The following is a 25,173-nucleotide window of genomic DNA, read 5'->3' as shown; positions in this document are numbered from 1 at the left end:
GTCGCAGCTTACTTCCGCAGTTCGAGACGTTTGATGTCGCCCACCACGAACAGGTAGCAAACCATCATCATCAGTGCGGAACAGCCAACAAAAATCAGTGCGCCATTAAAGGAGTGCAGTTCACTCACGATATAACCAATCACCAGCGGCGTGACGATGGAGGCCACGTTGCCAAACACGTTAAACAGACCGCCGCACAGGCCAACAATTTCTTTCGGCGCAACGTCGGAGATAACCGGCCAGCCGAGTGCGCCAAAGCCTTTTCCGAAGAACGCTAATGCCATCAGCGTGACCACCAGCGCGGTGTTGTCGGTGTAGTTGCACAGGATAATCGTCGAAGCCAACAGCATGCCCAGCACGATAGGCAGCTTACGCGCAAAAGTCAGCGTACAGCCACGGCGAATCAGGTAGTCAGAGAACAACCCGCCCAGCACGCCGCCGGCAAAGCCGCACAGCGCAGGGATGGACGCTACCAGACCCACTTTCAGAATCGACATGCCTTTATCCTGCACCAGATAAATCGGGAACCAGGTGAGGAAGAACCAGGTGATGGTGTTTAAGAAATACTGGCCGAAGAAGATACCTAACATCATACGACTGCTGAGCAGCTGTTTGATGTAATCCAGCTTCGGACCTTTCACCGCATCACTACCCGGCTTTTTGTGGTCCATATCGACTACCGCGCCATTGTCGGCAATGAACTTCAGCTCTTCTTTAGACATCCGCGGATGGTCGGTCGGGTTATGTACGAACTTCACCCACATCCCGGTCAACAGGAAGCCAATCACCCCCATCACGGTAAAGACGTGCTCCCAGCCCCAGGCAAAGGTCAGCCAGCCCAGCAGCGGCGAGAACAACGCCAGCGAGAAGTACTGCGCGGAGTTAAAGATAGCCGACGCGGTACCGCGCTCTTTAGTGGGGAACCAGGCCGCGACAATACGCGCGTTCGCCGGGAAGGACGGCGCTTCAGAAAAGCCGAGCATAAAGCGCATGAAGAACATGGAGACGCCGGCCCACGCCAGCGGGAAGAAACCAACAAAGCCTTGTAAGAAGGTAAACAGCGACCAGAAGAACAGGCTATAGGTATACACCTTTTTGGAACCAAATTTATCCAGTAGCCACCCTCCCGGAATCTGCATCAGCAGATAGGCCCAGCCAAATGCCGAGAAGATATATCCCATGGACACCGCGCTTAGCTGCAACTCTTTCGCCACGGAGGTACCGGCGATGGAGAGCGTTGCGCGGTCAGCGTAGTTAACGGCCGTAACAATAAAAATAATTAACAGAATTAAATAACGGGTATGCATTCCCTTTTTTGCTTCAACAGCGTCAGCAGTATCGTGTATCATTTTATTATCCTCGGGTACAGGATGCTTTAATCTTCTTATTTTTATTAAAGCGAATTTCGCTGATTATTTAATTAGTGACGGGTAATCCCAATAAATAATCAGACACCATGAAATCGTGAATCAGTATAATCAGGATACCTTCGCCACGCATTGTGCAAATCACCAGGTTAATTGCTTTTAAAACTGAATTTATTGTTCATGCGCACACAGCATTGGGCGCTGATGCACAATTTCACGTATTGATACCCTTGCCCCACGAGGGATGAGGAGGATGAGTGATCTGCATCACATTTTTATATTCAAACTCCTGACATTCTTTATTCCATTACTTAAGTGCTTTTATTTTTCATTATCTGAAAAGAAACACTTATATACTTAATTCATTTTACCCCCTGGCTGGAGAATGCTGGACAATGGCTAACATTGAAATCAGACAAGAATCGCCGACTGCGTTTTATATCAAAGTACACCCCACCGATAATGTTGCGATTATTGTCAATGATAATGGATTAAAAGCAGGAACACGTTTTCCTGACGGTCTGGAATTAATTGAACATATTCCCCAGGGGCATAAAGTTGCGCTGGTGGATATTCCTCAAAATGGTGAAATCATTCGCTACGGCGAAGTTATCGGTTACGCGGTACGCGATGTCGCCAAGGGCAGCTGGATCGACGAATCCACGGTCACGCTGCCGAAAGCGCCGCCGCTTAACACCCTGCCGCTAGCAACCAAAGTGCCGGAACCGCTGCCGCCGCTGGAAGGTTACACCTTTGAAGGTTACCGCAACGCCGACGGCAGCGTGGGCACCAAAAACCTGTTGGGTATTACCACCAGCGTGCACTGCGTGGCAGGCGTTGTGGACTACGTGGTTAAAATTATCGAACGCGACCTGCTGCCGAAATACCCGAACGTCGACGGCGTGGTCGGCCTGAACCACCTCTACGGCTGCGGCGTAGCGATTAACGCACCGGCCGCCGTGGTGCCGATTCGCACTATCCATAATATTGCGCTGAACCCAAACTTCGGTGGCGAAGTGATGGTGGTGGGTCTCGGTTGCGAAAAGCTACAGCCAGAGCGTCTGCTGGAAGGCACGGAAGATGTGCAGAGCATCCCGGTCGACAGCGCCAGCATCGTACGCCTGCAGGACGAACAGCACGTGGGCTTTAAATCGATGGTCGACGATATCCTGCAGGTTGCCGTGCGCCATCTGGAAAAACTCAACCAGCGCCAGCGCGTCACCTGCCCGGCCTCCGAGCTGGTGGTGGGCATGCAGTGCGGTGGCAGCGATGCGTTCTCCGGCGTGACCGCTAACCCCGCTGTCGGCTACGCCTCTGACCTGCTGGTGCGCTGCGGCGCAACGGTGATGTTCTCGGAAGTCACTGAAGTTCGCGACGCCATTCATCTGTTAACGCCGCGGGCCATCAATGAAGAAGTGGGCAAGCGTCTGCTCGAAGAGATGGCCTGGTACGATAACTATCTTGATATGGGCAAAACCGACCGCAGCGCCAACCCTTCGCCGGGCAACAAAAAGGGCGGCCTCGCCAACGTGGTGGAAAAAGCGCTGGGTTCGATCGCCAAATCCGGCAAAAGCGCTATCGTGGAAGTATTATCACCAGGCCAGCGCCCGACCAAACGCGGACTGATTTACGCCGCCACCCCGGCCAGCGACTTCGTCTGCGGTACCCAGCAGGTGGCCTCTGGCATTACCGTGCAGGTGTTTACCACCGGCCGCGGCACGCCGTATGGCCTGATGGCGGTACCGGTCATCAAGATGGCCACTCGTACCGAGCTGGCGAACCGCTGGTATGACTTAATGGATATCAATGCCGGCACCATCGCCACCGGTGAAGAGACCATTGAAGACGTGGGCACCAAGCTGTTCCACTTCATTCTTGATGTGGCGAGCGGGCGTAAGAAAACCTTCTCGGATCAGTGGGGATTGCACAACCAGCTGGCGGTATTTAACCCGGCACCGGTGACCTAATCACACCCGCCAGCTCATACAGGGGTATGCCTTTGCATACCCCATTTTTTTATTCCGACAGCGGCACCAGAATCACGTCGACGCCGATTTTCCGCAGCCCTTCCAGACTTTCCTGCGGGATCCCTTCATCGACGATAATCATATCGACACGCTGCATATCAATAATTTTATGCAGGCTTGAACGGTTGAATTTAGTCGAGTCCGTGACCACGATGATCTTCTCCGCCACTTCGCTCATCCGCCGGTTCAACCGCGCTTCGTCCTCATTATGAGTACTGATGCCCCGTTCCAGATCGATAGCATCAACGCCCAGAAACAACATGTCGAAATGGTAGTTTTGCAGCGAATGCTCCGCCTGATCGCCATAGAATGACTGGGACTGACGGCGCAGGTGTCCGCCGGTCATCAGCAGTTCCACCCCTTCCGCTTCCAGCAGCGCGTTGGCGACGTTCATCCCGTTGGTCATCGCAATCACGTCACTATGCTGACGCATCAAGCGCGCGATTTCATAGGTTGTGGTACCGGAATCAAGGATCACGCGGTGACCCGGCTTGACAAACTCGACGGCGGCCCGCGCAATGCGCCGCTTTACCGCCGTGTTTAGCGAGCTTTTATCTTCAACAGAGGGTTCCACGCCCGGCGTGTTGCCGTCGCAAATCAATGCACCACCATAGGCACGCACGGCAATGCCCTGTTTTTCCAGAAACGCCAGATCGTTACGGATGGTCACTGTGGAAACGCCGAACAATCCGGAAAGATCGTTTACCTGCACGCTACCCTGCTGTCGCAACCGCTGGATGATCTGCTCGCGCCTTTCGCTGGTCCCTGAAACCCGCTTATCTGCAGAAGACTCGCTGTTACTCATAAGAAATCCTTTGGTCAAATTCTTTCGTTTCATTTCGTTTGGTCTATTAACGCCTTTCTTTTTCCGAAAAGCAAGTCTTATAAAGTCCCTCTCCAGGCAGAAATTCACCCCCAAAACCTTTCATTACGTTTCTTTTGTGAAACAGATCGGAAAACTATTATCTTTCGTTTTATTTTTATAACACCATGATGCAGTATCAAATGAAACAAAACGAAAGATTGATTCCGAAGTCATCCTATCTGGAGAGGAAAGTGAAACATCTTACTGAAATAGTGGAGCAGCATAAACGGGGGAAGGCGAACGGGATTTATGCCGTTTGTTCCGCGCATCCACTGGTACTGGAATCCGCAATACGCTACGCGCACGCCAACCAGACGCCGCTGCTGATCGAAGCCACATCTAACCAGGTTGACCAGTTCGGCGGCTATACGGGCATGATCCCGGCCGATTTTCGCCGTTTCGTCTGTCAACTCGCCGACTCACTCCATTTTCCGCAGTCGCAGCTGATTCTCGGCGGCGATCATCTGGGGCCAAATCGCTGGCAGGATCGGCCCGCCGCCATCGCCATGGGGCATGCCGACGATCTGATCAAAAGCTACGTTGCGGCAGGCTTTAAAAAGATCCATCTGGATTGCAGCATGTCCTGCCAGGACGATCCGGTTCCTTTAACCGATGACATTGTCGCCGCGCGCGCCGCGCGTCTGGCGAAGGTCGCCGAAGAGACCTGCATTGCACAGTTTGGCGAAGCGGATCTGGTTTACGTTATTGGCACTGAAGTGCCGGTGCCGGGCGGCGCACACGAAACGTTAACCGAGTTGGCGGTAACGACGCCCGAGGCCGCACGCGCCACGCTGGAAGCTCACCACCACGCCTTTGAACAACAGGGGCTGAGCGACATATGGCCGCGAATTATCGCGCTGGTGGTGCAACCTGGCGTCGAATTCGACCACACCCACATCATTGATTATCAACCGCAAAAAGCCGTTGCGTTGAGCAAGATGGTGGAGGCCTATGACACGCTGGTGTTCGAAGCACACTCGACCGACTACCAGACGCCGCAGTCGCTGCGCCAGCTGGTGGTCGATCACTTCGCCATTCTGAAAGTCGGCCCAGCGCTCACCTTCGCCCTACGCGAAGCGCTATTTTCACTGGCTGCCATTGAGGAAGAGTTGCTGCCCGCCAAAGCCTGTTCCGGCCTGCGTCATGTGCTGGAAACCGTCATGCTCGATCGCCCGGAATACTGGCAGAGTCACTACCACGGCGACGGCAACGCGCGCCGTCTGGCACGAGGCTACAGCTATTCCGATCGCGTTCGTTACTACTGGCCGGACGAACAGATTGATGACGCTTTCGAACGTCTGGTGCGCAATCTGGCGGACGAACCGATCCCGCTGCCGCTCATCAGCCAGTATTTGCCGTTGCAGTACGTCAAGGTTCGCGAGGGGGATCTCATCGCCACGCCGCGAGAACTTATCATCAGCCACATTCAGGACATACTGCAGCAGTATCACGCTGCCTGTCAGGGCATGACATCCCATAACAGATAACAACAAAGAGGAAAACGCGATGCCAAATATTGTTTTAAGCCGTATTGATGAACGTTTGATTCACGGTCAGGTTGGCGTGCAGTGGGTCGGATTTGCGGGGGCAAATCTGGTGCTGGTCGCCAACGATGAAGTGGCGGAAGACACCGTACAGCAGAATTTAATGGAAATGGTGCTGGCTGAAGGGATTGCCGTGCGCTTCTGGACGCTACAAAAAGTCATCGACAACATCCACCGCGCCGCCGACCGACAGAAAATTTTGCTGGTGTGCAGAACACCGGCCGATTTCCTCAAACTGGTTGAAGGTGGCGTTCCCGTCACGCGTATCAACGTAGGAAACATGCACTACGCCGAAGGTAAACAACAAATTGCCAAAACGGTTTCTGTCGACGCCAACGACATCAACGCTTTTAACGGCCTGAAGGCCGCTGGCGTGGAGTGTTTCGTTCAAGGGGTACCGACAGAGCCGGCTTTGGATCTCTTTAAACTGCTTTGAGGGATTCACAATGGAAATCAGTCTGTTGCAGGCTTTTGCTTTAGGTATCCTCGCCTTTATCGCTGGCCTGGATATGTTCAACGGTTTAACGCACATGCACCGCCCGGTGGTCCTTGGGCCGCTGGTCGGCCTGATTCTGGGCGATCTGCATACCGGTATTTTAACCGGCGGTACGCTGGAATTGGTATGGATGGGTCTGGCTCCGCTGGCAGGTGCCCAGCCGCCCAACGTCATTATCGGTACGATCGTGGGGACCACGTTTGCTATCACCACCGGCGTCAAACCTGATGTCGCGGTCGGCGTCGCCGTGCCGTTCGCCGTGGCGGTGCAAATGGGCATTACCTTCCTGTTCTCCGTGATGTCCGGCGTGATGTCCCGCTGCGACCGCATGGCGGCAAATGCCGACACCGACGGGATTGAACGGGTCAATTATCTGGCACTGCTGGCGTTAGGGATTTTCTACTTCCTCTGCGCGTTTCTGCCCATTTATTTCGGCGCGGAGCACGCGAAAACCGCCATTGACGTTCTGCCAGAGCGCCTGATTGACGGCCTGGGCGTTGCGGGCGGCATCATGCCAGCCATCGGCTTTGCCGTACTGCTGAAAATTATGATGAAAAACGTCTACATCCCGTACTTCATTATTGGTTTTGTTGCCGCGGCCTGGCTCAAGCTTCCGGTACTGGCTATCGCCGCCGCCGCTTTGGCCATGGCGCTGATTGATCTGCTACGTAAATCCCCAGAACCGACACAACCTGCGGCACAGAAAGAGGAATTCGAAGATGGCATCTAACCAACAGACCCTACCGACTGTTTCCGACAATGAAGAGACGCTGCTGACCGGCGTTAACGAAAACGTCTATGAAGATCAGAGCATTGGCGCTGAGCTGAGCAAAAAAGACATTAACCGCGTGGCCTGGCGCTCCATGCTGTTGCAGGCATCATTTAACTACGAGCGTATGCAGGCTTCCGGCTGGCTGTACGGCCTGCTGCCCGCGCTGAAAAAGATTCACACCAACAAACGCGACCTGGCACGCGCCATGAAAGGCCACATGGGTTTCTTCAACACCCACCCTTTCCTGGTGACGTTTGTTATTGGCATCATTCTGGCAATGGAGCGCTCGAAGCAGGACGTTAACAGTATTCAGAGTACCAAAATTGCCGTTGGCGCACCGCTGGGCGGGATTGGCGATGCCATGTTCTGGCTAACGCTGCTGCCTATCTGCGGCGGGATTGGCGCCAGCCTGGCGCTGCAGGGATCGATCCTTGGCGCCGTGGTGTTTATCGTGCTGTTTAACGTGGTGCATCTCGGCCTGCGCTTCGGCCTGGCGCACTATGCGTATCGCATGGGGGTTGCCGCCATTCCGCTTATCAAGGCGAACACCAAAAAAGTGGGTCACGCGGCCTCAATTGTGGGGATGACGGTGATTGGCGCGCTGGTCGCCACCTACGTTCGCCTCAACACGACGCTGGAAATCAAAGCCGGTGATGCGGTCGTCAAACTGCAGGCCGATGTTATCGATAAGCTGATGCCTGCGTTCTTACCGCTGGTGTATACCCTGACCATGTACTGGCTGGTGCGTCGCGGCTGGAGCCCACTGCGTCTTATCGCCATTACCGTCGTGCTCGGCGTGGTCGGTAAATTCTGTCACTTCCTGTAAAGCAAAAGAGGTTTGAGATGCTAGGTATTATTTTGACGGGGCACGGCGGTTTTGCCAGCGGAATGGAAAAAGCCATGAAGCAGATCCTGGGCGAGCAGCCGCAGTTTATCGCCATCGATTTTCCTGAAACCTCAACCACCGCGCTGCTCACCTCGCAGCTTGAGCAGGCGGTGGCAGAGCTGGATCCCCAGGGTGATATCGTTTTTCTGACCGACCTGCTCGGCGGCACGCCGTTTCGCGTGGCCTCGACGCTTGCCATGCAAAAAGCCGGAAGAGAAGTGATTACCGGCACCAACTTACAGCTGTTGCTGGAGATGGCGCTGGAGCGCGATGAATTGAACAGCGAGACGTTCCGTCTGCAGGCCCTTGAGTGCGGGCACCGCGGTTTGACCTGCCTGGTCGATGAGCTGGACCGCTGTCGCGAGGAGAGTCCCGTCGAGGAAGGAATATGACGCAAATTCTTCGCGCCCGACGCGTGCTGACGGAGCAAGGCTGGCTCGACGACCATCAGCTGCGTGTTGAAGAAGGCGCCATTACCGCAATCGAACCGATACCGGCAGGCATAACTCACCGCAACGCCGAGCTGCTGTGTCCGGCGTATATCGATATCCACGTCCACGGCGGTGCGGGCGTTGATGTCATGGACGACGCGCCGGACGCCCTCGATAAACTGGCGCGCCATAAGGCATGCGAAGGGGTAGCCAGCTGGCTACCCACCACCGTCACCGCACCGCTGGAGACGATTCACCGGGCGCTGGCGCGTATCGCCCAACGCTGTGATTCCGGTGAGCCGGGGGCACAGATACTGGGGAGCTACCTCGAAGGCCCGTATTTTACGCCGCAGAATAAGGGGGCACATCCTCCGGATCTGTTTCGGGAACTGAACCTGGCGGAACTGGATAAGCTGATTGCCATTTCCCGACAAACCCTGCGCGTCGTGGCGCTGGCACCGGAAAAGCCCGGCGCGCTACAGGCGATTATCCATCTGAAAAAACGGGGCATTCGGGTGATGTTAGGGCATAGCGCCGCCAGCTTTGAACAAACCCGCGCCGCTTTTGACGCGGGTGCCGACGGGCTGGTTCATTGCTACAACGGTATGACCGGTTTACATCACCGCGAACCGGGGATGGTCGGCACCGGGTTAACCGATACGCGAGCCTGGCTGGAGCTTATCGCCGATGGGCACCACGTTCACCCCGCCGCAATGAAGCTTTGCGGCTGCTGCGCCAGGGAGCGAGTGGTGCTGATTACCGACGCCATGCAGGCCGCCGGTATGCCCGATGGCCGATACACGCTATGCGGCGAGCAGGTGGAGATGCGTGCCGGGATCGTGAGGACCGCTTCCGGAGGGCTGGCGGGCAGCACGCTCTCGATCGATGCGGCGGTACGCAATATGGTCGAATTAACCGGCGTACTCCCCGAAGAGGCGATTCATATGGCGTCGCTGCATCCCGCCCGTTTGCTGGGCGTCGATGGCCAACTGGGATCGCTCAAGGTCGGCAAACGCGCCAGCATTATTGCACTCGATGGTGGACTGCACCTGCAGCACATCTGGATTCAGGGCCAACCTTTCTCGTTGTAGCACCTCCGTTTTCCTCAGGCCTTCGGTTTGTTACCGCAAGGCCTTTCTTTTCCTTTCTATGAAAAAGTATCCCTCTTATCGGAAAATATTTTAATCATTTAAATATCAATAACATAAATAAAACACCCCTCTTAAGATCATAATTTTCGTTTTATTTCTCATTCGATCGTTGAACTTTCGATTTCTTTTCTATAGATTTTAATCAACCGATAAAGTGAACAAGTGAAACGAAACGAAAGATAGCGACCTATTGCCAGCGTCTGATGTGGAATTTACAAGACTAAGGACTTACGTTATGCCAGAAACCTATATCTCCGCCGCCTCGACAACCGGTACCTGGACAGAGGAAGAGATCCGCCAGCAGCCCGCGAGTTGGATCCGTTCACTGAAAAATATTGATGCGATACGATCGACCATTGATGCTTTTCTGACACCGCTGTTACGCAAAACCGATCTGCGAATCGTACTGACCGGGGCCGGAACGTCGGCATTTATTGGCGAAACCATCGCCCCATGGCTTTCCCGTCACACTGGGAAAAATATCAGCGCCGTCCCCACCACCGACCTCGTCACCAATCCAATGGACTACCTGAACCCGGCACATCCGCTGCTGCTGGTGTCATTTGCCCGCTCGGGCAACAGCCCGGAGAGCGTGGCTGCCGTTGAGCTGGCAAACCAGTTCGTTCCTGAGTGCTACCACCTGTCAATTACCTGTAACGAAGCGGGCAGCCTGTACCAAAATCTGGTCGACAGCGATAACGCTTTCGCCCTGCTGATGCCGGCCGAAACGCACGATCGCGGCTTTGCCATGACCAGCAGTATCACCACCATGATGGCAAGCTGCCTGGCGGTATTCGCGCCGGAGGTTTTCAACAGCCAGACCTTCCGTGACGTGGCCGATCGCAGCCAGGCGATCCTCGACTCGCTCGGCGATTTTAGCCAGGGGGTCTTTGGCGACGGCGCCTGGAAGCGCATCGTCTATCTGGGCAGCGGCGGATTACAAGGTATCGCGCGTGAGTCTGCGCTGAAGGTGCTGGAGCTAACCGCTGGCAAACTGGCGGCCTTCTACGACTCGCCAACCGGTTTCCGCCACGGACCAAAATCGCTGGTCGATAGCGAAACGCTTATCGTGGTGTACATCTCCAGCCACCCTTACACGCGCCAGTACGACCTGGATCTGCTGGCGGAACTGCGCCGCGATCGTCAGGCAATGCGCGTGGTCGCGATTGCGGCGGAAACGGATGCCATCATCGAAGCCGGCCCGCATATCCTGCTGCCCCCTTCCCGTTCGTTTATCGACATGGAACAGGCGTTCTGTTTCCTGATGTACGCCCAGGTCTTTGCGCTGACTCAGTCGATTCATGTTGGCAATACGCCAGATACCCCCTCTGCCAGCGGCACGGTTAATCGTGTGGTGCAAGGCGTGATTATTCATCCGTGGCAGGCTTAAGAGGATCTCCTTATGAGCATTATCTCAACGAAATATCTTTTGCAGGATGCGCAGGCCAACGGCTACGCCGTACCGGCGTTTAACATCCACAACGCCGAAACGATCCAGGCGATCCTCGAGGTGTGCAGCGAAATGCGCTCACCCGTGATCCTCGCGGGGACACCCGGCACGTTTAAACATATTGCCCTGGAGGAGATCTACGCCCTGTGCAGCGCGTATTCGATCACTTACGACATGCCGCTGGCGCTGCATCTCGATCATCATGAATCGTTGGAGGACATTCGCCGTAAGGTTCACGCCGGCGTGCGCAGCGCGATGATCGATGGCAGCCACTATCCGTTTGAACAAAACGTGAAGCTGGTGAAATCGGTGGTCGATTTCTGCCACCTCAACGATTGCAGCGTTGAGGCCGAATTGGGCCGTCTGGGCGGGGTAGAAGACGACATGAGCGTCGATGCTGAAAGCGCGTTTCTCACCGACCCACAGGAAGCGAAACGCTTTGTTGAGCTGACCGGCGTTGACAGCCTTGCCGTGGCTATCGGCACGGCACATGGCCTGTATACCAAACGGCCAAAAATCGACTTCCAGCGGCTGGCTGAAATCCGGGAAGTTGTGACGGTACCGCTGGTGTTACATGGCGCGAGTGATGTGCCGGATGAGTATGTTCGTCGCACCATCGAGCTGGGCGTCTGCAAAGTTAACGTCGCCACCGAGTTGAAGATCGCCTTCTCTGACGCCGTCAAAGCCTGGTTTGCTGAAAATCCGCAGGGCAACGATCCGCGCTTTTACATGCGGGTTGGTATGGACGCCATGAAAGAGGTGGTGAGAAACAAAATCGCCGTCTGCGGCTCGGCGAATCGATTACGGCTACCGGCGGAGGCCTGATCCGACAGCGTATTACAGCAATATCTCAAAATAACTATAAGCCTCGCAAATATGAAGGCGCGTCCTTAAACCGGGTAGCGCCTTCCATTATCCTAAAAATCCGAGGGTCCCTACATGACACAGAAAAAATCTTTTAAGTCAAAATCATGGGAGTTTTTCCAAAGCCTGGGAAAAACCTTTATGTTCCCGGTTTCTCTTCTTGCCTTTATGGGATTGCTGCTGGGTATCGGTAGTTCAGTCACCAGCCCTTCCACCATTACGAGTTTTCCCTTTCTGGGCGGCGAATTTACCCAGTTGACCTTTGGCTTTATCGCTATGGTCGGTGGCTTTGCTTTTACCTATCTGCCGCTAATGTTTGCTATGGCGATCCCCATGGGGCTTGCCAAACGCAACAAGGCGGTCGCCGCCTTTGCCGGATTCGTTGGCTACATGCTGATGAATATGAGCATTAACTATTACCTGACGGCCACCCACCAGCTTGCCGACCCCGCCACCATGAAACAGGTGGGACAATCGATCGTGCTGGGCATTCAAACCCTGGAGATGGGGGTTCTGGGCGGCATTGTGGTTGGGGTTATCACCTATTTTCTGCACGAGCGTTTTCAGGACACGGTTCTGCATGACGCCTTCGCCTTCTTTAGCGGCATTCGTTTCGTGCCGATCATTACCGCGCTCACTCTATCGCTGGTGGGTTTGTTCATTCCTCTTCTGTGGGAATACGTCGCGCTGGGCATCGCGGGTATTGGGCATATCATCCAGAGCACCAGCGTTTTCGGCCCCTTCCTCTACGGCGTGGGCGTACTGCTGCTGAAACCTTTTGGTCTGCACCACATCCTGCTGGCGATGGTGCGTTTTACCCCCGCTGGTGGCATTGAAATGGTGAATGGCCATGAGGTCGCCGGGGCGCTGAATATCTTCTACGCCGAGCTTAAAGCCGGCCTGCCGTTTAGCCCGCACGTTACCGCGTTTCTGTCGCAAGGGTTTATGCCGACCTTTATCTTCGGTTTACCCGCCGTGGCTTACGCCATCTACCGCACCGCGCGTCCGGAAAATCGGCCGGTCATTAAGGGGTTGCTGCTTTCCGGCGTGCTGGTTTCCGTCGTCACCGGTATTTCAGAGCCGATTGAGTTTCTGTTCCTGTTTATCGCTCCCGCGCTTTACGCCTTCCATATCGTCATGTCTGGCCTGGCGCTGATGGTAATGGCCCTGTTGGGAGTGACCATCGGCAATACCGACGGCGGCATTCTGGATCTGCTGATTTTCGGCGTGATGCAGGGAATGTCGACCAAATGGTATCTGCTGTTCCCGGTCGGTATTGCCTGGTTTGCCATCTACTTCTTTGTCTTCCGCTGGTACATCCTCAAACACGACATCAAAACGCCGGGCCGCGAGGTGGATACTCAGGGTGCGCAGCAAGCCGTCGAGGCGAACACCCGCGCGCGTGGAAAATCAAAATACGATCATGGTCTTATCCTGCGTGCGCTCGGCGGTAAAGAGAACATTGAGTCGCTTGATAACTGTATTACCCGCTTGCGTCTGGTGGTGAAAGATATGGGCCTTATCGATCAACAGGCGCTGAAAGCGGCAGGCGCGTTGTCGGTGGTGGTGCTTGATGCTCACAGCGTGCAGGTGATCATCGGCCCGCAGGTACAGAGCGTCAAAACCGGCATTGAAGCCTTAATTTAACAGGGGGAGTGATGTTTGATTTCGACAAAATCATCGAGCGCCAAAGTGATAAGTGCCGTAAATGGGACCATGCCTTTGTGTGCTCGCGTTTCGGTGACGTCCCGGAGTCCTTTATCCCCCTGTGGATAGCCGATATGGATTTCACCTCGCCGCCTGCGGTGATTGACGGCTTCCGGCGCATCGTGGAACACGGCACCTTTGGCTATACCTGGTGCTTTGACGAATTCTACGACGCGGTTATCGCCTTCCAGCGCAAACGTCATCAGGTTGAGGTAGAAAAGTCGTGGATCACGCTAACCTATGGCACCGTCTCCACGCTGCACTACACGGTTCAGGCGTTCTGCAAACCGGGTGACAGCGTGATGATGAATACGCCGGTCTACGATCCTTTTGCGATGGCGGCACAGCGCCAGGGCGTGCAGGTACTTGCTAACCCGCTGCGCGTGGAAGACAACCGCTATCAGCTTGATTTTAATCTGATAGAAGAACAGCTCAAAACCCACCGTCCAACGCTGTGGTTCTTCTGCTCGCCGCATAACCCGTCCGGCAGGATCTGGCGCGCGGAAGAGATACGCCAGGTGTCCGATCTCTGTCAACGCTACGGCACGATTCTGGTGGTCGATGAGGTTCACGCTGAGCACATTCTGGATGGCAAATTCGTCAGTTGTCTCACCTCTGGCTGTGCCGCACAGGACAACCTGATCGTGCTCACGTCCCCCAACAAAGCGTTCAATCTGGGCGGGCTGAAAACCTCCTACTCCATGATTCCGAACGACTCGCTGCGCCAGCGCTTCCGCCAGCAGCTTGAGAAGAACTCCATTACCTCGCCCAATATGTTCGGGGTATGGGGAATTATTCTGGCCTATCAACACGGTCTGCCCTGGCTCGACGCGCTGAACGGTTATCTGCAAGGCAACGCCCGGTATCTGGCGGATGCCATCCAGACCCACTTCCCGGCGTGGAAGATGATGAACCCGGAATCGTCGTATCTGGCATGGATAGACGTGAGCGCGGATGACCGTAGCGCAACGCAGCTAACCCAACATTTCGCACGGCAGGCGGGCGTGGTCATAGAAGACGGCAGCCACTATGTACAAAACGGCGAAAACTACCTGCGGATTAATTTTGGCACCCAGCGCTACTGGCTGGAGCAGTCCATTAACCGAATGCTGAAAAATAACAAATAAGGATCTTACCCCGATGAAGAAAGCGCTCACTCTCTCACTGCTGGCTCTCTGTGTTTCTCATGGCGCAGTGGCGGCAAATTACGCCCTCAATAACGACAATATTGCCCTCTCGTTTGATGATACAAACTCAACGGTCGTGGTGAAGGACAACAGGGCTAACCATCCGCTCACGCCGCAGGAGTTGTTCTTTCTGACGCTACCGGATGAGAGCAAAATCCACACCGCGGATTTCAAAATCAAGCACGTTGAAAAACAGGACAACGCGATTGTTATCGACTTTACGCACCCGGATTTTAACGTCATGGTGAAGCTGAACCTGGTGAAGGGAAAATACGCCAGCATCGGCTACACCATTGCCGCCGTTGGGCAGCCGCGAGACGTCGCTAAAATCACCTTCTTCCCAACCAAAAAGCAGTCTCAGGCACCTTACGTAGACGGCGCAATCAATAGCTCACCGATCGTTGCCGACTCGTTCTTTATCCTGCCGGATAAACCGATCGTGAATACCTACGCCTATGAAGCCACCACCAATCTCAACGTAGAACTGAAAACGCCGATTCAGCCAGAGACGCCGGTCAGCTTTACCACCTGGTTCGGCACTTTCCCGGAGACCAGCCAGCTACGCCGTAGCGTGAACCAGTTTATTAATGACGTACGTCCACGGCCCTACAAGCCTTATCTGCACTACAACAGCTGGATGGATATCGGCTTTTTCACTCCGTACACCGAACAGGATGTGCTGGGGCGGATGGACGAGTGGAACAAGGAGTTCATTGCGGGCCGCGGCGTGGCGCTGGACGCTTTCCTGCTGGACGATGGCTGGGACGATCTGACCGGACGCTGGCTATTTGGCCCGGCATTCAGCAACGGTTTTAGCAAAGTACGAGAAAAAGCCGACAGCCTGCACAGCTCCGTTGGGCTATGGCTTTCACCGTGGGGCGGCTACAACAAACCGCGCGACGTTCGCGTTTCGCATGCAAAAGAGTATGGGTTCGAAACCGTGGACGGCAAGCTGGCGCTGTCGGGAGCGAACTACTTTAAAAACTTCAATGAGCAGATCATCAAGCTTATCAAAAACGAGCACATTACCTCGTTTAAGCTCGACGGAATGGGTAACGCCAGTTCGCATATCAAGGGCAGCCCGTTCGCCTCAGATTTTGATGCGTCAATCGCCCTGCTGCACAATATGCGCAGCGCAAACCCGAATCTGTTTATCAACCTGACCACCGGCACCGACGCCAGCCCCTCCTGGCTGTTCTACGCCGATTCAATCTGGCGTCAGGGGGATGACATCAACCTGTATGGTCCCGGCACGCCGGTGCAGCAGTGGATGACCTACCGCGATGCCGAGACGTACCGCTCCATTGTCCGTAAAGGCCCTCTGTTCCCGCTGAACTCGCTGATGTACCACGGGATAGTCAGCGCCGAGAATGCCTATTACGGGCTAGAGAAGGTGCAAACGGACAGCGATTTTGCCGATCAGGTCTGGAGCTACTTCGCGACCGGCACCCAGCTGCAGGAGCTGTATATTACCCCATCCATGCTGAACAAGGTGAAGTGGGACACGCTGGCGAAGGCTGCAAAATGGTCGAAGGAAAATGCCAGCGTGCTGGTTGATACCCACTGGATTGGCGGCGACCCGACGGCGCTTGCCGTGTACGGCTGGGCATCCTGGAGCAAAGACAAAGCCATTCTCGGTTTGCGCAACCCATCGGATAAGCCACAAACCTACTATCTGGATTTGGCGAAGGATTTCGAAATACCGGCAGGAGACGCGGCGCAGTTTAGTCTGAAAGCGGTATACGGCAGCAATAAAACCGTGCCCGTTGAGTATAAAAACGCGACGGTGATTACGTTGCAGCCGCTGGAAACGCTGGTGTTTGAGGCGGTGCCCGTTAACTAAACGCTTGTCCCGATGAGCAGGCCGGGTAAGGCGCAAGCGCCACCCGGCAAAACCGGCAGCAGGGGCTTATTCCCCCTGCTGTTCCAGCGCATACTTATACAACGCATTCTTCTTCACGCCGTGGATCTCCGCCGCCAGCGCCGCCGCTTTCTTCAACGGCAGCTCAGCCTGCAACAACGCCAGCGTTCGCAGCGCATCGGCGGGCAGTTCGTCGTCCTGGGCTTTATGGCCTTCGACAATCAGCACCATCTCGCCTTTACGACGGTTTTCATCTTCTTTGACCCACGCCAGCAGTTCGCCGACCGGCGCACCGTGGATGGTTTCCCAGGTTTTGGTCAGCTCGCGCGCCAGCACCACGTAGCGGGATTCGCCCCATACGGCGACCATATCTTCCAGGCTATCGAGCAGACGGTGGGTGGATTCGTAGAAAATTAGCGTGCGCGGCTCGGCTTCAATCGCCTTCAGCGCATCACGACGGCCTTTGGACTTCGCCGGTAAGAAACCTTCATAGCAAAAACGATCGGACGGCAGACCGGCGGCGCTGAGCGCGGCAATCGCGGCGCATGGGCCAGGCAGCGGCACGACGCGAATCCCCGCTTCACGGCAGGTGCGCACCAGGTGATAGCCAGGATCGTTGATCAGCGGCGTACCCGCGTCAGAAACCAGCGCAATGTTCTGACCCTCTTTCAGCTTCGCCACCAGCGTCTCGGCTTTTTGTTGCTCATTGTGATCGTGTAAAGCAAACAAACGGGCGTTAATCGCGAAGTGTTGCAGCAATAAACCTGTGTGCCGCGTGTCTTCAGCCGCAATTAAATCAACAGCTTGCAATACTTCGAGCGCTCGTTGGGTAATATCAGCCAAATTTCCGATAGGAGTAGGTACAATAAAGAGTTGGCCTTGAGAATTATCCGCCGATTCGTGTTGTTTCATTGTTTCGTCCGTATTGCCGATTTAATATTGAGCATTGCGTAAAAAATATCACTGGATACAGAATGGTACCCTCAACATTTTCTCGTATGAAAGCCGCGCGTTGTCTGCCGGTTATCCTGGCTGCGCTGATTTTCGCAGGCTGTGGAATCCAGCAACCTGCCGATCAGAGTGCCGCCCAGCTTCAGGGCGCGACGCAGGCTGATTCCGGCTTTTACCTGCAGCAGATGCAGCAAAGTTCGAATGATAGCAAGACCAACTGGCAATTACTCGCCATTCGTGCACTGCTGAAAGAAGGTAAAAGCCAGCAGGCGCTGGAACTGTACAACCAGCTGCCGAAAGAACTGAATGCCGTTCAGCGTCAGGAACAGTCTCTGCTGGCCGTTGAAATCAAGCTTGCGCAGAAAGATTACGCCGGCGCTCAGGCGCTGCTGCAGCCGCTGAAAGCCGAAGATTTCGACAGCGTTCGCCAGGCCCGCTTCTGGCAGGATACCATCACCGCCGAGCAGGGTAAGCCCTCTCTGACGCTGCTGCGCGCCCTGATTGCTCAGGCGCCTCTGTTAACCACCCAGCAGGAAAAACAGCAGAATAGCGACGCCACCTGGCAAGCGCTCTCCGCTATGACCCAGCAGCAAGCCAACGCGCTGGTGATCAACGCCGATGAGAACGATCTGCAAGGCTGGCTGGATCTGCAACGCATGTGGTTTGATAACCGTAACGATCCGGACATGCTGAAGGCAGGCATCAAAGACTGGCAGACGCGCTATCCGCAGAATCCGGGCGCGAAGATTCTGCCGTCGCAACTGGCCAACGTGCAGAACTTCAAACCGGCGTCGGTCAATAAAATCGCCCTGCTGCTGCCGTTAAGCGGCCAGGCATCGGTCTTTGGCCGCACCATTCAGCAAGGTTTTGAAGCCGCGAAAAACGGCGCCACGCCGGTTAACGGCAGCGCCGTCCCGGAGCAGGTTGCTCAGGCGGCCTCTACGCCCGTCGTCAGCCCGTCACAGGCTGAAATCAGCGATCTGACCAGCCCGCAAACCCAGGCGCCGGTACAAGCATCGGCCACCGATGCGCCGGTTCAGGCCGCAGCACAGCCGGAAGAAGCCGCTGAACAGGCGACTACAGCACCAACGGCAGCGCCAGCGCCTGCTCCACAGCCGCAGGCCGTTGCCAGCGTGGCGGCGAATCCCTCCGCCGAGCTGAAAATTTACGACACCTCGTCTCAGCCGTTAAACCAGATTCTGGCGCAGGCGCAGCAGGATGGCGTTAGCCTGGTGGTCGGCCCGCTGTTGAAAAACAACGTCGACGAGATGCTGAAAAGCAACACGACACTCAACGTGCTGGCGCTGAATCAGCCGGAGTCGGTGACGAGCCGCGCCAATATCTGCTACTTCGCCCTGTCACCGGAAGATGAAGCTCGCGACGCCGCGCGCCACATTCACGACCAGGGTAAACAGTCGCCGCTGCTGCTGGTGCCGCGTAACGCGCTCGGTGAACGCGTCACTCAGGCCTTTGCCGATGAATGGCGTCAACTGGGCGGCGGTACTGTACTGCAACAGAAATTTGGTTCGCTCTCTGAACTGCGCGGCGGCGTCAACGGCGGTTCCGGCATCTCGCTGTCGGGTACACCGGTGGCCTCAACCCAGCCGCAGCCGCAGAGCGTCACCATCGGCGGGCTGACCATTCCGGCCGCGCCAACCGATGCGCAAATCACCGGCAGCAGCAAAGTCGATGCCGCCTATATTCTGGCAACACCGGAAGAAATCGCCTTTATCAAGCCGATGATCGCGATGCGTAACGGTAGCCAGAGCGGTGCGATGCTGTACGCCAGCTCGCGCAGCGCGCAGGGTACCGCAGGCCCGGACTTCCGTCTGGAGATGGAAGGTTTACAGTACAGCGAGATCCCGATGCTGGCTGGCAGCAACCCGGCGCTGATGCAGCAGGCGCTGCGTGCGGTCAACAACGACTACTCGCTGGCCCGCCTGTACGCGATGGGCGTTGACGCCTGGGCGCTGGCCAATCATTTCTCTCAGATGCGCGGCGTACCGGGCTTTGAGCTGAACGGCAACACCGGCGATCTGAGCGCCAACCAGGACTGCGTGATTAACAGGAAGTTATCATGGCTCAAATACCAGCAGGGGCAAATCGTCCCGGCAAGCTAACCACGAAACAGACCGGTGATGCCGCAGAACTGCGCGCGCGTCGCTGGCTGGAGCGTCAGGGGCTATGCTTTATCGCCGCCAACGTGCATGAGCGCGGCGGCGAAATCGATCTGATTATGCGCGAAGGGGCGGTGACGGTATTTGTTGAAGTGCGTTACCGCGCGTCCAGTACGTTTGGCGGCGCAGCCGCCAGCGTGACCCGCAGCAAACAGAACAAACTGTTACAGACTGCCCGTTTGTGGCTCGCCCGCCACAATGGGAGTTTTGACACTGTGGATTGCCGTTTCGATGTGGTAGCCTTCACGGGCAATGAGATCGAATGGTTTCAAAACGCTTTTAGCTTATAGAATGTAAAGGGATATCGTGCTCGAAAGAATCAAAGTGTGCTTCACTGAAAGCATCCAGACCCAAATCGCCGCGGCGGAAGCGCTCCCGGACGCTATCTCGCGAGCTGCGATGACCCTGGTACAATCGCTGCTTAACGGCAACAAAATTCTCTGTTGTGGTAACGGTTCATCCGCGGCCAATGCACAGCATTTTGCGGCCTGCATGATTAACCGTTATGAAACTGAGCGTCCCGGTCTACCTGCGATTGCACTTAATACCGATAACGTGGTCTTAACGGCAATCGCCAACGATCGCCTGCATGATGAAATCTATGCCAAGCAGGTGCGCGCGTTGGGTCATGCTGGCGATGTGCTGCTGGCCATCTCAACGCGCGGCAACAGCCGCGATATCGTAAAAGCGGTTGAAGCCGCCGTGACCCGCGACATGACCATCGTGGCCCTGACGGGCTATGACGGCGGCGAGCTGGCCGGTTTACTGGGCCAGCAGGATGTGGAAATTCGCATCCCGTCGCACCGCAGCGCGCGCATTCAGGAAATGCACATGCTCACGGTGAACTGTCTGTGCGATTTAATTGATAACACCCTTTTCCCACACCAGGACGACTAAGGAGAACACATGAAGGTAATTTCGACCCTCGCGGTCCTTATTTCCGCACTGCTGCTCCAGGGATGCATTGCCGCCGCCGTTGTTGGCACCGCGGCAGTGGGGACCAAAGCCGCAACAGACCCGCGCACGGTGGGAACTCAGGTGGACGACAGCACGCTGGAAGTTCGCGTCAACAGCGCATTGTCGAAGGATGAACAGATTAAGAAAGAAGCGCGTATCAACGTGACCGCATATCAGGGCAAAGTGCTGCTGACCGGTCAGGCGCCGGATCTCAGCCTCGCCAACCGCGCGAAGCAGATTGCCGTTGGCGTTGATGGGGCCACCGAAGTGTTTAACGAAGTCCGTCAGGGCCAGCCGATTAGCCTGGGCACCTCTTCGTCAGACACCTGGATAACCACCAAAGTCCGCTCGCAGCTGTTGACCAGCGATCAGGTGAAATCCTCGAACGTGAAGGCCACCACTGAGAACGGTGAAGTGTTCCTGATGGGCCTGGTAACCGACCGTGAAGGCAAAGCCGCGGCCGACATCGCCAGCCGCGTGAGCGGCGTGAAGCGCGTTACCACCGCGTTTACCTACATTCAGTAATCCGCACCATGGCCCGGCTAATTCACTGTCGGGCCATTTCTCTTAGCTGACGCGACGACAAAATCGTCACCGGGGACACGCCCGGATTCTTTGCCGTGCTCAGCATGGCTTTCGCCACATCCAGTGCTGCAATCGACTTCCAGTTTCCCGGCAGCAAACTAAACAGCGGTGCCAGCAGGCGCTCGTTTAAGCGCGGCGTACCGCGTTCACCCAGCAGCATTGAGGGGCGAGCCAGGGTGAGCCGCGGCCAGCCTTGTTCAATCAGCGCCGATTCCATCTGACCTTTCACACGGTTATAGAAAAACGGTGAATTCGCGTTTGCCCCCATCGCGCTCACCACCAGCAGTTGCTGCGCGCCGAGGCGTAAACCGGTCTGAGCCGTTTCCAACACCAGATCGTAGTCGACATGGCTGAACGCGGCCTTTGAGCCCGCATCGCGTATCGTGGTGCCAAGGCAGCAAAATACGGTATCGATGGGTGAGGTGACCTGCGCGAGCGCGGCGCTGAGATCCGGGTCATGCGGATTCTCAATGCCGAATGCGTGCTCCAGCGGACGGCGCGTAGGCGCAACAATCGATTCCACCTGCGCCTCGCGGCGCAGCAGGTTTAGTAAGTGCCCACCAACAAGGCCAGTGGCACCGGTAATGAGGACGTGATGCATAAGGGTCTCCCTATTCCCTGATATCGAAGGGTTCACCGCGCGTAGGCCGGATAAGGCGTTTACGCCGCCATCCGGCAATGTACTCCGTGACTGCCGGATAGCGATGCGCTTATCGGGCCTACGCGCGTCAATCGCACACTTTATTGGCTACGTTTGTGGCGATACAACCATATCAATTTATAGGCAGCCGGAATGATAAACAACGACAGCAGCGGCGCGGTAATCATCCCGCCAATCATCGGCGCGGCAATACGGCTCATCACTTCTGAACCCGCGCCCGTCCCCCACAGTATGGGCAATAACCCGGCAATAATCACGGCGACGGTCATTGCTTTTGGCCGAACGCGCAGCACCGCACCGTGATACAGCGCGTCGTCCAGGCCCTGCTCGGTGAAGGTTTCCGCGCGCTGGAGCTTAGGATCGGCCTCAACGGCGTGGCGCAAATACATCAGCATCACCACGCCAAACTCCGCGGCGACCCCGGCCAGAGCGATAAACCCGGTACCGGTCGCCACCGACATATGAAACGCCTGCCAGTAGAGGAACCAGATCCCGCCCACCAGCGCAAACGGCAGGCTCATCAGAATCAGCACCGCTTCTTCCACCCGACGGAAAGCCAGATAGAGCAGAATGAAGATAATCATTACCGTCATTGGCACCATCAACTTGAGCTTCTTATTGGCATGCTCCAGCAGTTCAAACTGCCCGGAGAAGGCCACGCTGGTGCCAGGCTTCAGGGTCACATTCTGGCTAATGGCCGTCTGCAGGTCATGCACTACCGAAACCATATCGCGGTCGCGCGCGTCGATGTAGATCCAGCTCGCCGGGCGGGCGTTTTCCGTTTTCAGCATCGTCGGCCCGGATACCACCTGTACTTTCGCCACGTCGCCCAGCGTGATCTGCTGCCTGGCGGGCGTCAGAATCGGTAGCTGGCGTAAGGCCGTCGGGCCGTCGCGGAAACCTTGCGGGTAGCGAATGTTGATCGGGTAACGCGCTACCCCCTCGACGGTTTCGCCCACCATCGCTCCGCCGATCGCCGACGAAACGAACAGCTGCACATCGCCCACGGTCATGCCGTAACGTGCGGCTTTCTGCCGGTCAATATCGACATCGATATAGCGCCCGCCTTCCAGCCGCTCCGCCAGCGCGGAGACGACGCCAGGCACCGTTTTCGCCACGGTTTCAATGCGCTGCGCCGCGTCGTCGATATCCGCCAGCGAAGTGCCCGAAACTTTAATGCCAATCGGGCTTTTGATACCGGTCGAGAGCATATCAATACGGTTACGAATCGGCGGCACCCACAGGTTCGCCAGCCCCGGCAGGCGCACGGTGGCGTCAAGCTCGTCGATGATTTTGTCGAGGGTCATCCCAGGCCGCCACTGGTCCTGCGGCTTGAGCTGGATGGTGGTTTCAATCATCTCCAGCGGCGCGGAGTCGGTCGCGGTTTCCGCTTTCCCGGCTTTGCCGAACACCGATGCGACCTCCGGCACCGTTTTAATCAGCTTATCGGTTTGCTGTAGCAGCACCGCCGCCTGTCCCGGCGAAATACCCGGCAGCGTCGAGGGCATATACAGCAGATCGCCTTCGTTGATCTTCGGCAGAAACTCGCCGCCCACCTTGCTCAGCGGCCAGATAACGGTAAACATCGACAGCACGGCGACCAGCAGCGTCAGCTTCGGCCACTTCAGCACCTTCAGCAGCAGCGGGTGATAAAGGGCAATCAGAAAACGGTTTAGCGGGTTGCGCGATTCTGCCGGAATTTTTCCCTTAATCCAGAACCCCATCAGGATCGGAATCACCACAATCGCCAGCGCCGCCGCCCCGGCCATGGCGTAGGTTTTGGTAAACGCCAGCGGGCCAAACAGTCGCCCTTCCTGGCCTTCCAGCGTAAAGATGGGAATAAACGACAGGGTGATAATCAGCAGGCTGATAAACAGCGCCGGCCCCACCTCGACCGCCGCATCGGTAATCTCTTTCCAGCGCGTGGCGTTGTCCATTTTTTCATCGGGATGCGCTTCCTGCCAGTGCTCCAGCCGCTTGTGGGCGTTTTCAATCATCACGATCGCCGCGTCCACCATCGCCCCGACCGCGATAGCGATGCCGCCAAGCGACATGATGTTAGCGTTCAGCCCCTGGAAGTGCATGACGATAAAGGCAATGCACAGCCCCAGCGGCAGCGAGACGATCGCCACCAGCGCCGAACGCACGTGCCAGAGAAACAGCGCGCAAACCACCGCCACCACGATAAATTCTTCAATCAGCTTTGAACGCAGGTTATCGATCGCGCGGTCAATCAGCTGGCTGCGGTCGTAGGTCGTGACGACTTCAACGCCTTCCGGCAGGCTTTTTTGCAGCGTGGCGAGCTTCTCTTTCACCGCCGTAATCACTTCACGAGCATTCTTACCAGAACGCAGCAGCACCACGCCGCCCGCCACTTCACCTTCGCCGTTCAGTTCGGCGATACCGCGGCGCATTTCCGAGCCAATCTGTACCCGCGCGACATCTTTCAGATAGATCGGTACGCCGTTATCCCCGGCTTTCAGGACGATATGGTTAAAGTCTTCCAGGCTTTTCAGGTAGCCGGTGGCGCGCACCATGTATTCCGCTTCGGCCATCTCGACCGATGAACCACCCGCTTCCTGGTTGGAGGTGGTCAGCGCCTGTTTAACCTCGCCAAGGCTGATGCCGTATTGGGCGAGCTTCATCGGGTCGACCTGCACCTGATACTGCTTCACCACGCCGCCCACCGACGCCACTTCGGCAACGTTAGGGATGGTTTTCAGCTCGTACTTCAGGAACCAGTCCTGCAACGAACGCAGCTCGGCGAGATCGTGCTTGCCGCTTTTGTCCACCAGCGCGTACTCAAAGATCCAGCCGACGCCGGTGGCATCCGGCCCAATCTCCGAGCTGACGCCCTGCGGCAGTTTGCCCTGCACCTGATTGAGGTACTCCAGCACGCGCGATCGCGCCCAGTACAGATCCGTCCCGTCTTCAAAAATGACGTACACGTAGGAATCACCAAACTGCGAGAACCCGCGCACGGTCTTCGCGCCCGGCACGGACAGCATGGTGGTGGTCAGCGGGTAGGTGACCTGATTTTCCACAATCTGCGGCGCTTGCCCCGGATAGCTGGTTTTGACAATCACCTGAACATCAGAGAGATCCGGCAGCGCATCCACTGGCGTATTGACGATCGTCCAGCCGCCCCAGACGCTGAGAAACAGTACCCCCATCATCACCAGAAAACGGTTGGCGACCGAACGCCGGATAATCCATTCAATCATCACCGTCTCC

21 protein-coding genes are annotated in these 25,173 nt (G+C 56.2%); 16 read left to right on the top strand and 5 right to left on the bottom strand.

All coding sequences use genetic code 11. The features are described from left to right. Positions 1–8: 8 nt before the first annotated feature. Positions 9–1,349 carry an MFS transporter gene (locus tag ABTW00_RS03035; RefSeq protein ID WP_064542081.1) on the bottom strand — a complete coding sequence of 447 codons (1,341 nt, stop codon included), beginning with the start codon at positions 1,347–1,349 and terminating at the stop codon, positions 9–11. Between the two features lie 413 nt (positions 1,350–1,762). On the opposite strand from ABTW00_RS03035, the gene garD reads away from it, so the two are divergent. Next, a complete protein-coding gene (gene garD, locus ABTW00_RS03030; protein ID WP_064542078.1) occupies positions 1,763–3,334 on the top strand; it encodes a galactarate dehydratase in 1,572 nt (523 codons plus the stop codon). Positions 3,335–3,383: 49 nt separating this feature from the next. Here the strand turns inward: garD and ABTW00_RS03025 are convergent, their stop codons facing one another. Continuing rightward, positions 3,384–4,199, bottom strand: a complete 816-nt coding sequence (locus ABTW00_RS03025; protein ID WP_065356118.1) for a DeoR family transcriptional regulator — start codon at positions 4,197–4,199, stop codon at positions 3,384–3,386. 269 nt (positions 4,200–4,468) lie between these two features. Here ABTW00_RS03025 and kbaZ point away from each other — a divergent pair, with 269 nt between their 5' ends. The 11 genes from kbaZ (at position 4,469) to ABTW00_RS02970 (ending at position 16,590) form a co-directional block, all read left to right on the top strand. Beyond that, on the top strand, positions 4,469–5,746 hold the full coding sequence (gene kbaZ, locus ABTW00_RS03020) for a tagatose-bisphosphate aldolase subunit KbaZ (RefSeq protein WP_433640915.1): 1,278 nt from the start codon (positions 4,469–4,471) through the stop codon (positions 5,744–5,746). A gap of 19 nt (positions 5,747–5,765) precedes the next feature. Next, positions 5,766–6,239, top strand: coding sequence for a PTS N-acetylgalactosamine transporter subunit IIB (gene agaV, locus ABTW00_RS03015; RefSeq protein ID WP_065356120.1), 474 nt, complete (start codon positions 5,766–5,768; stop codon positions 6,237–6,239). Positions 6,240–6,249: 10 nt separating this feature from the next. Beyond that, on the top strand, positions 6,250–7,029 hold the full coding sequence (gene agaW, locus ABTW00_RS03010; RefSeq protein ID WP_065356121.1) for a PTS N-acetylgalactosamine transporter subunit IIC: 780 nt from the start codon (positions 6,250–6,252) through the stop codon (positions 7,027–7,029). Next, positions 7,019–7,897: a PTS N-acetylgalactosamine transporter subunit IID gene (gene agaE / locus ABTW00_RS03005; RefSeq protein ID WP_433638757.1), complete on the top strand. Its 879-nt coding sequence runs from the start codon at positions 7,019–7,021 to the stop codon at positions 7,895–7,897. The genes agaW and agaE overlap by 11 nt, the downstream gene beginning before the upstream one ends. 17 nt (positions 7,898–7,914) lie before the next feature. Then, positions 7,915–8,349 (top strand): PTS galactosamine/N-acetylgalactosamine transporter subunit IIA, encoded by a 435-nt coding sequence (gene agaF / locus ABTW00_RS03000; protein ID WP_433638754.1) that lies wholly within the window; start codon positions 7,915–7,917, stop codon positions 8,347–8,349. Next, a complete protein-coding gene (gene nagA, locus ABTW00_RS02995) occupies positions 8,346–9,479 on the top strand; it encodes an N-acetylglucosamine-6-phosphate deacetylase (protein WP_433638752.1) in 1,134 nt (377 codons plus the stop codon). Before agaF ends, nagA begins: the two co-directional genes overlap by 4 nt. Positions 9,480–9,774: 295 nt before the next feature. Then, the gene (locus ABTW00_RS02990) at positions 9,775–10,929 is read left to right on the top strand and encodes an AgaS family sugar isomerase (RefSeq protein WP_433638750.1); all 1,155 of its coding nucleotides are present in this window, start codon (positions 9,775–9,777) and stop codon (positions 10,927–10,929) included. A 12-nt stretch (positions 10,930–10,941) separates the two neighbouring features. Then, complete coding sequence (gene kbaY / locus ABTW00_RS02985) at positions 10,942–11,814, top strand: tagatose-bisphosphate aldolase subunit KbaY (protein ID WP_433638748.1); 873 nt, start codon at positions 10,942–10,944, stop codon at positions 11,812–11,814. A gap of 114 nt (positions 11,815–11,928) precedes the next feature. Then, the gene (malX, locus tag ABTW00_RS02980) at positions 11,929–13,500 is read left to right on the top strand and encodes a maltose/glucose-specific PTS transporter subunit IIBC (RefSeq protein ID WP_433638746.1); all 1,572 of its coding nucleotides are present in this window, start codon (positions 11,929–11,931) and stop codon (positions 13,498–13,500) included. An 11-nt stretch (positions 13,501–13,511) separates the two neighbouring features. Continuing rightward, positions 13,512–14,687, top strand: a complete 1,176-nt coding sequence (locus tag ABTW00_RS02975) for a MalY/PatB family protein (RefSeq protein ID WP_433638744.1) — start codon at positions 13,512–13,514, stop codon at positions 14,685–14,687. Positions 14,688–14,700: 13 nt separating this feature from the next. Then, on the top strand, positions 14,701–16,590 hold the full coding sequence (locus tag ABTW00_RS02970) for an enterotoxin (protein WP_433638742.1): 1,890 nt from the start codon (positions 14,701–14,703) through the stop codon (positions 16,588–16,590). Between the two features lie 66 nt (positions 16,591–16,656). Here the strand turns inward: ABTW00_RS02970 and rsmI are convergent, their stop codons facing one another. Next, positions 16,657–17,520: a 16S rRNA (cytidine(1402)-2'-O)-methyltransferase gene (gene rsmI, locus ABTW00_RS02965; protein WP_064542046.1), complete on the bottom strand. Its 864-nt coding sequence runs from the start codon at positions 17,518–17,520 to the stop codon at positions 16,657–16,659. Between the two features lie 62 nt (positions 17,521–17,582). Here rsmI and ABTW00_RS02960 point away from each other — a divergent pair, with 62 nt between their 5' ends. Genes ABTW00_RS02960 through dolP form a run of 4 tightly spaced genes read left to right on the top strand, consistent with a single transcriptional unit; the run spans position 17,583 to position 21,218 of the window. After that, positions 17,583–19,679 (top strand): penicillin-binding protein activator, encoded by a 2,097-nt coding sequence (locus ABTW00_RS02960; RefSeq protein ID WP_433638739.1) that lies wholly within the window; start codon positions 17,583–17,585, stop codon positions 19,677–19,679. Next, the gene (locus ABTW00_RS02955) at positions 19,637–20,026 is read left to right on the top strand and encodes a YraN family protein (protein WP_064542039.1); all 390 of its coding nucleotides are present in this window, start codon (positions 19,637–19,639) and stop codon (positions 20,024–20,026) included. The genes ABTW00_RS02960 and ABTW00_RS02955 overlap by 43 nt, the downstream gene beginning before the upstream one ends. A gap of 16 nt (positions 20,027–20,042) precedes the next feature. Continuing rightward, positions 20,043–20,633 (top strand): DnaA initiator-associating protein DiaA, encoded by a 591-nt coding sequence (gene diaA / locus ABTW00_RS02950; protein ID WP_064542037.1) that lies wholly within the window; start codon positions 20,043–20,045, stop codon positions 20,631–20,633. A 9-nt stretch (positions 20,634–20,642) separates the two neighbouring features. Further along, positions 20,643–21,218, top strand: a complete 576-nt coding sequence (dolP, locus tag ABTW00_RS02945) for a division/outer membrane stress-associated lipid-binding lipoprotein (protein ID WP_065356132.1) — start codon at positions 20,643–20,645, stop codon at positions 21,216–21,218. Positions 21,219–21,240: 22 nt separating this feature from the next. Here dolP and ABTW00_RS02940 read toward each other — a convergent pair whose 3' ends face one another. Together ABTW00_RS02940 and ABTW00_RS02935 are read right to left on the bottom strand one after the other, a co-directional pair. Next, a complete protein-coding gene (locus ABTW00_RS02940) occupies positions 21,241–21,879 on the bottom strand; it encodes an NAD(P)H-binding protein (RefSeq protein WP_433638735.1) in 639 nt (212 codons plus the stop codon). Between the two features lie 140 nt (positions 21,880–22,019). Beyond that, positions 22,020–25,163: a CusA/CzcA family heavy metal efflux RND transporter gene (locus ABTW00_RS02935; protein ID WP_433638733.1), complete on the bottom strand. Its 3,144-nt coding sequence runs from the start codon at positions 25,161–25,163 to the stop codon at positions 22,020–22,022. Positions 25,164–25,173: the final 10 nt, after the last annotated feature.

Source organism: Kluyvera georgiana, from assembly GCF_050990895.1.
GTDB lineage: Bacteria > Pseudomonadota > Gammaproteobacteria > Enterobacterales > Enterobacteriaceae > Kluyvera > Kluyvera georgiana.
The sequence above is the reverse complement of the archived record's forward strand: the minus strand, read 5'-3'. Positions and strand labels throughout refer to the sequence as shown.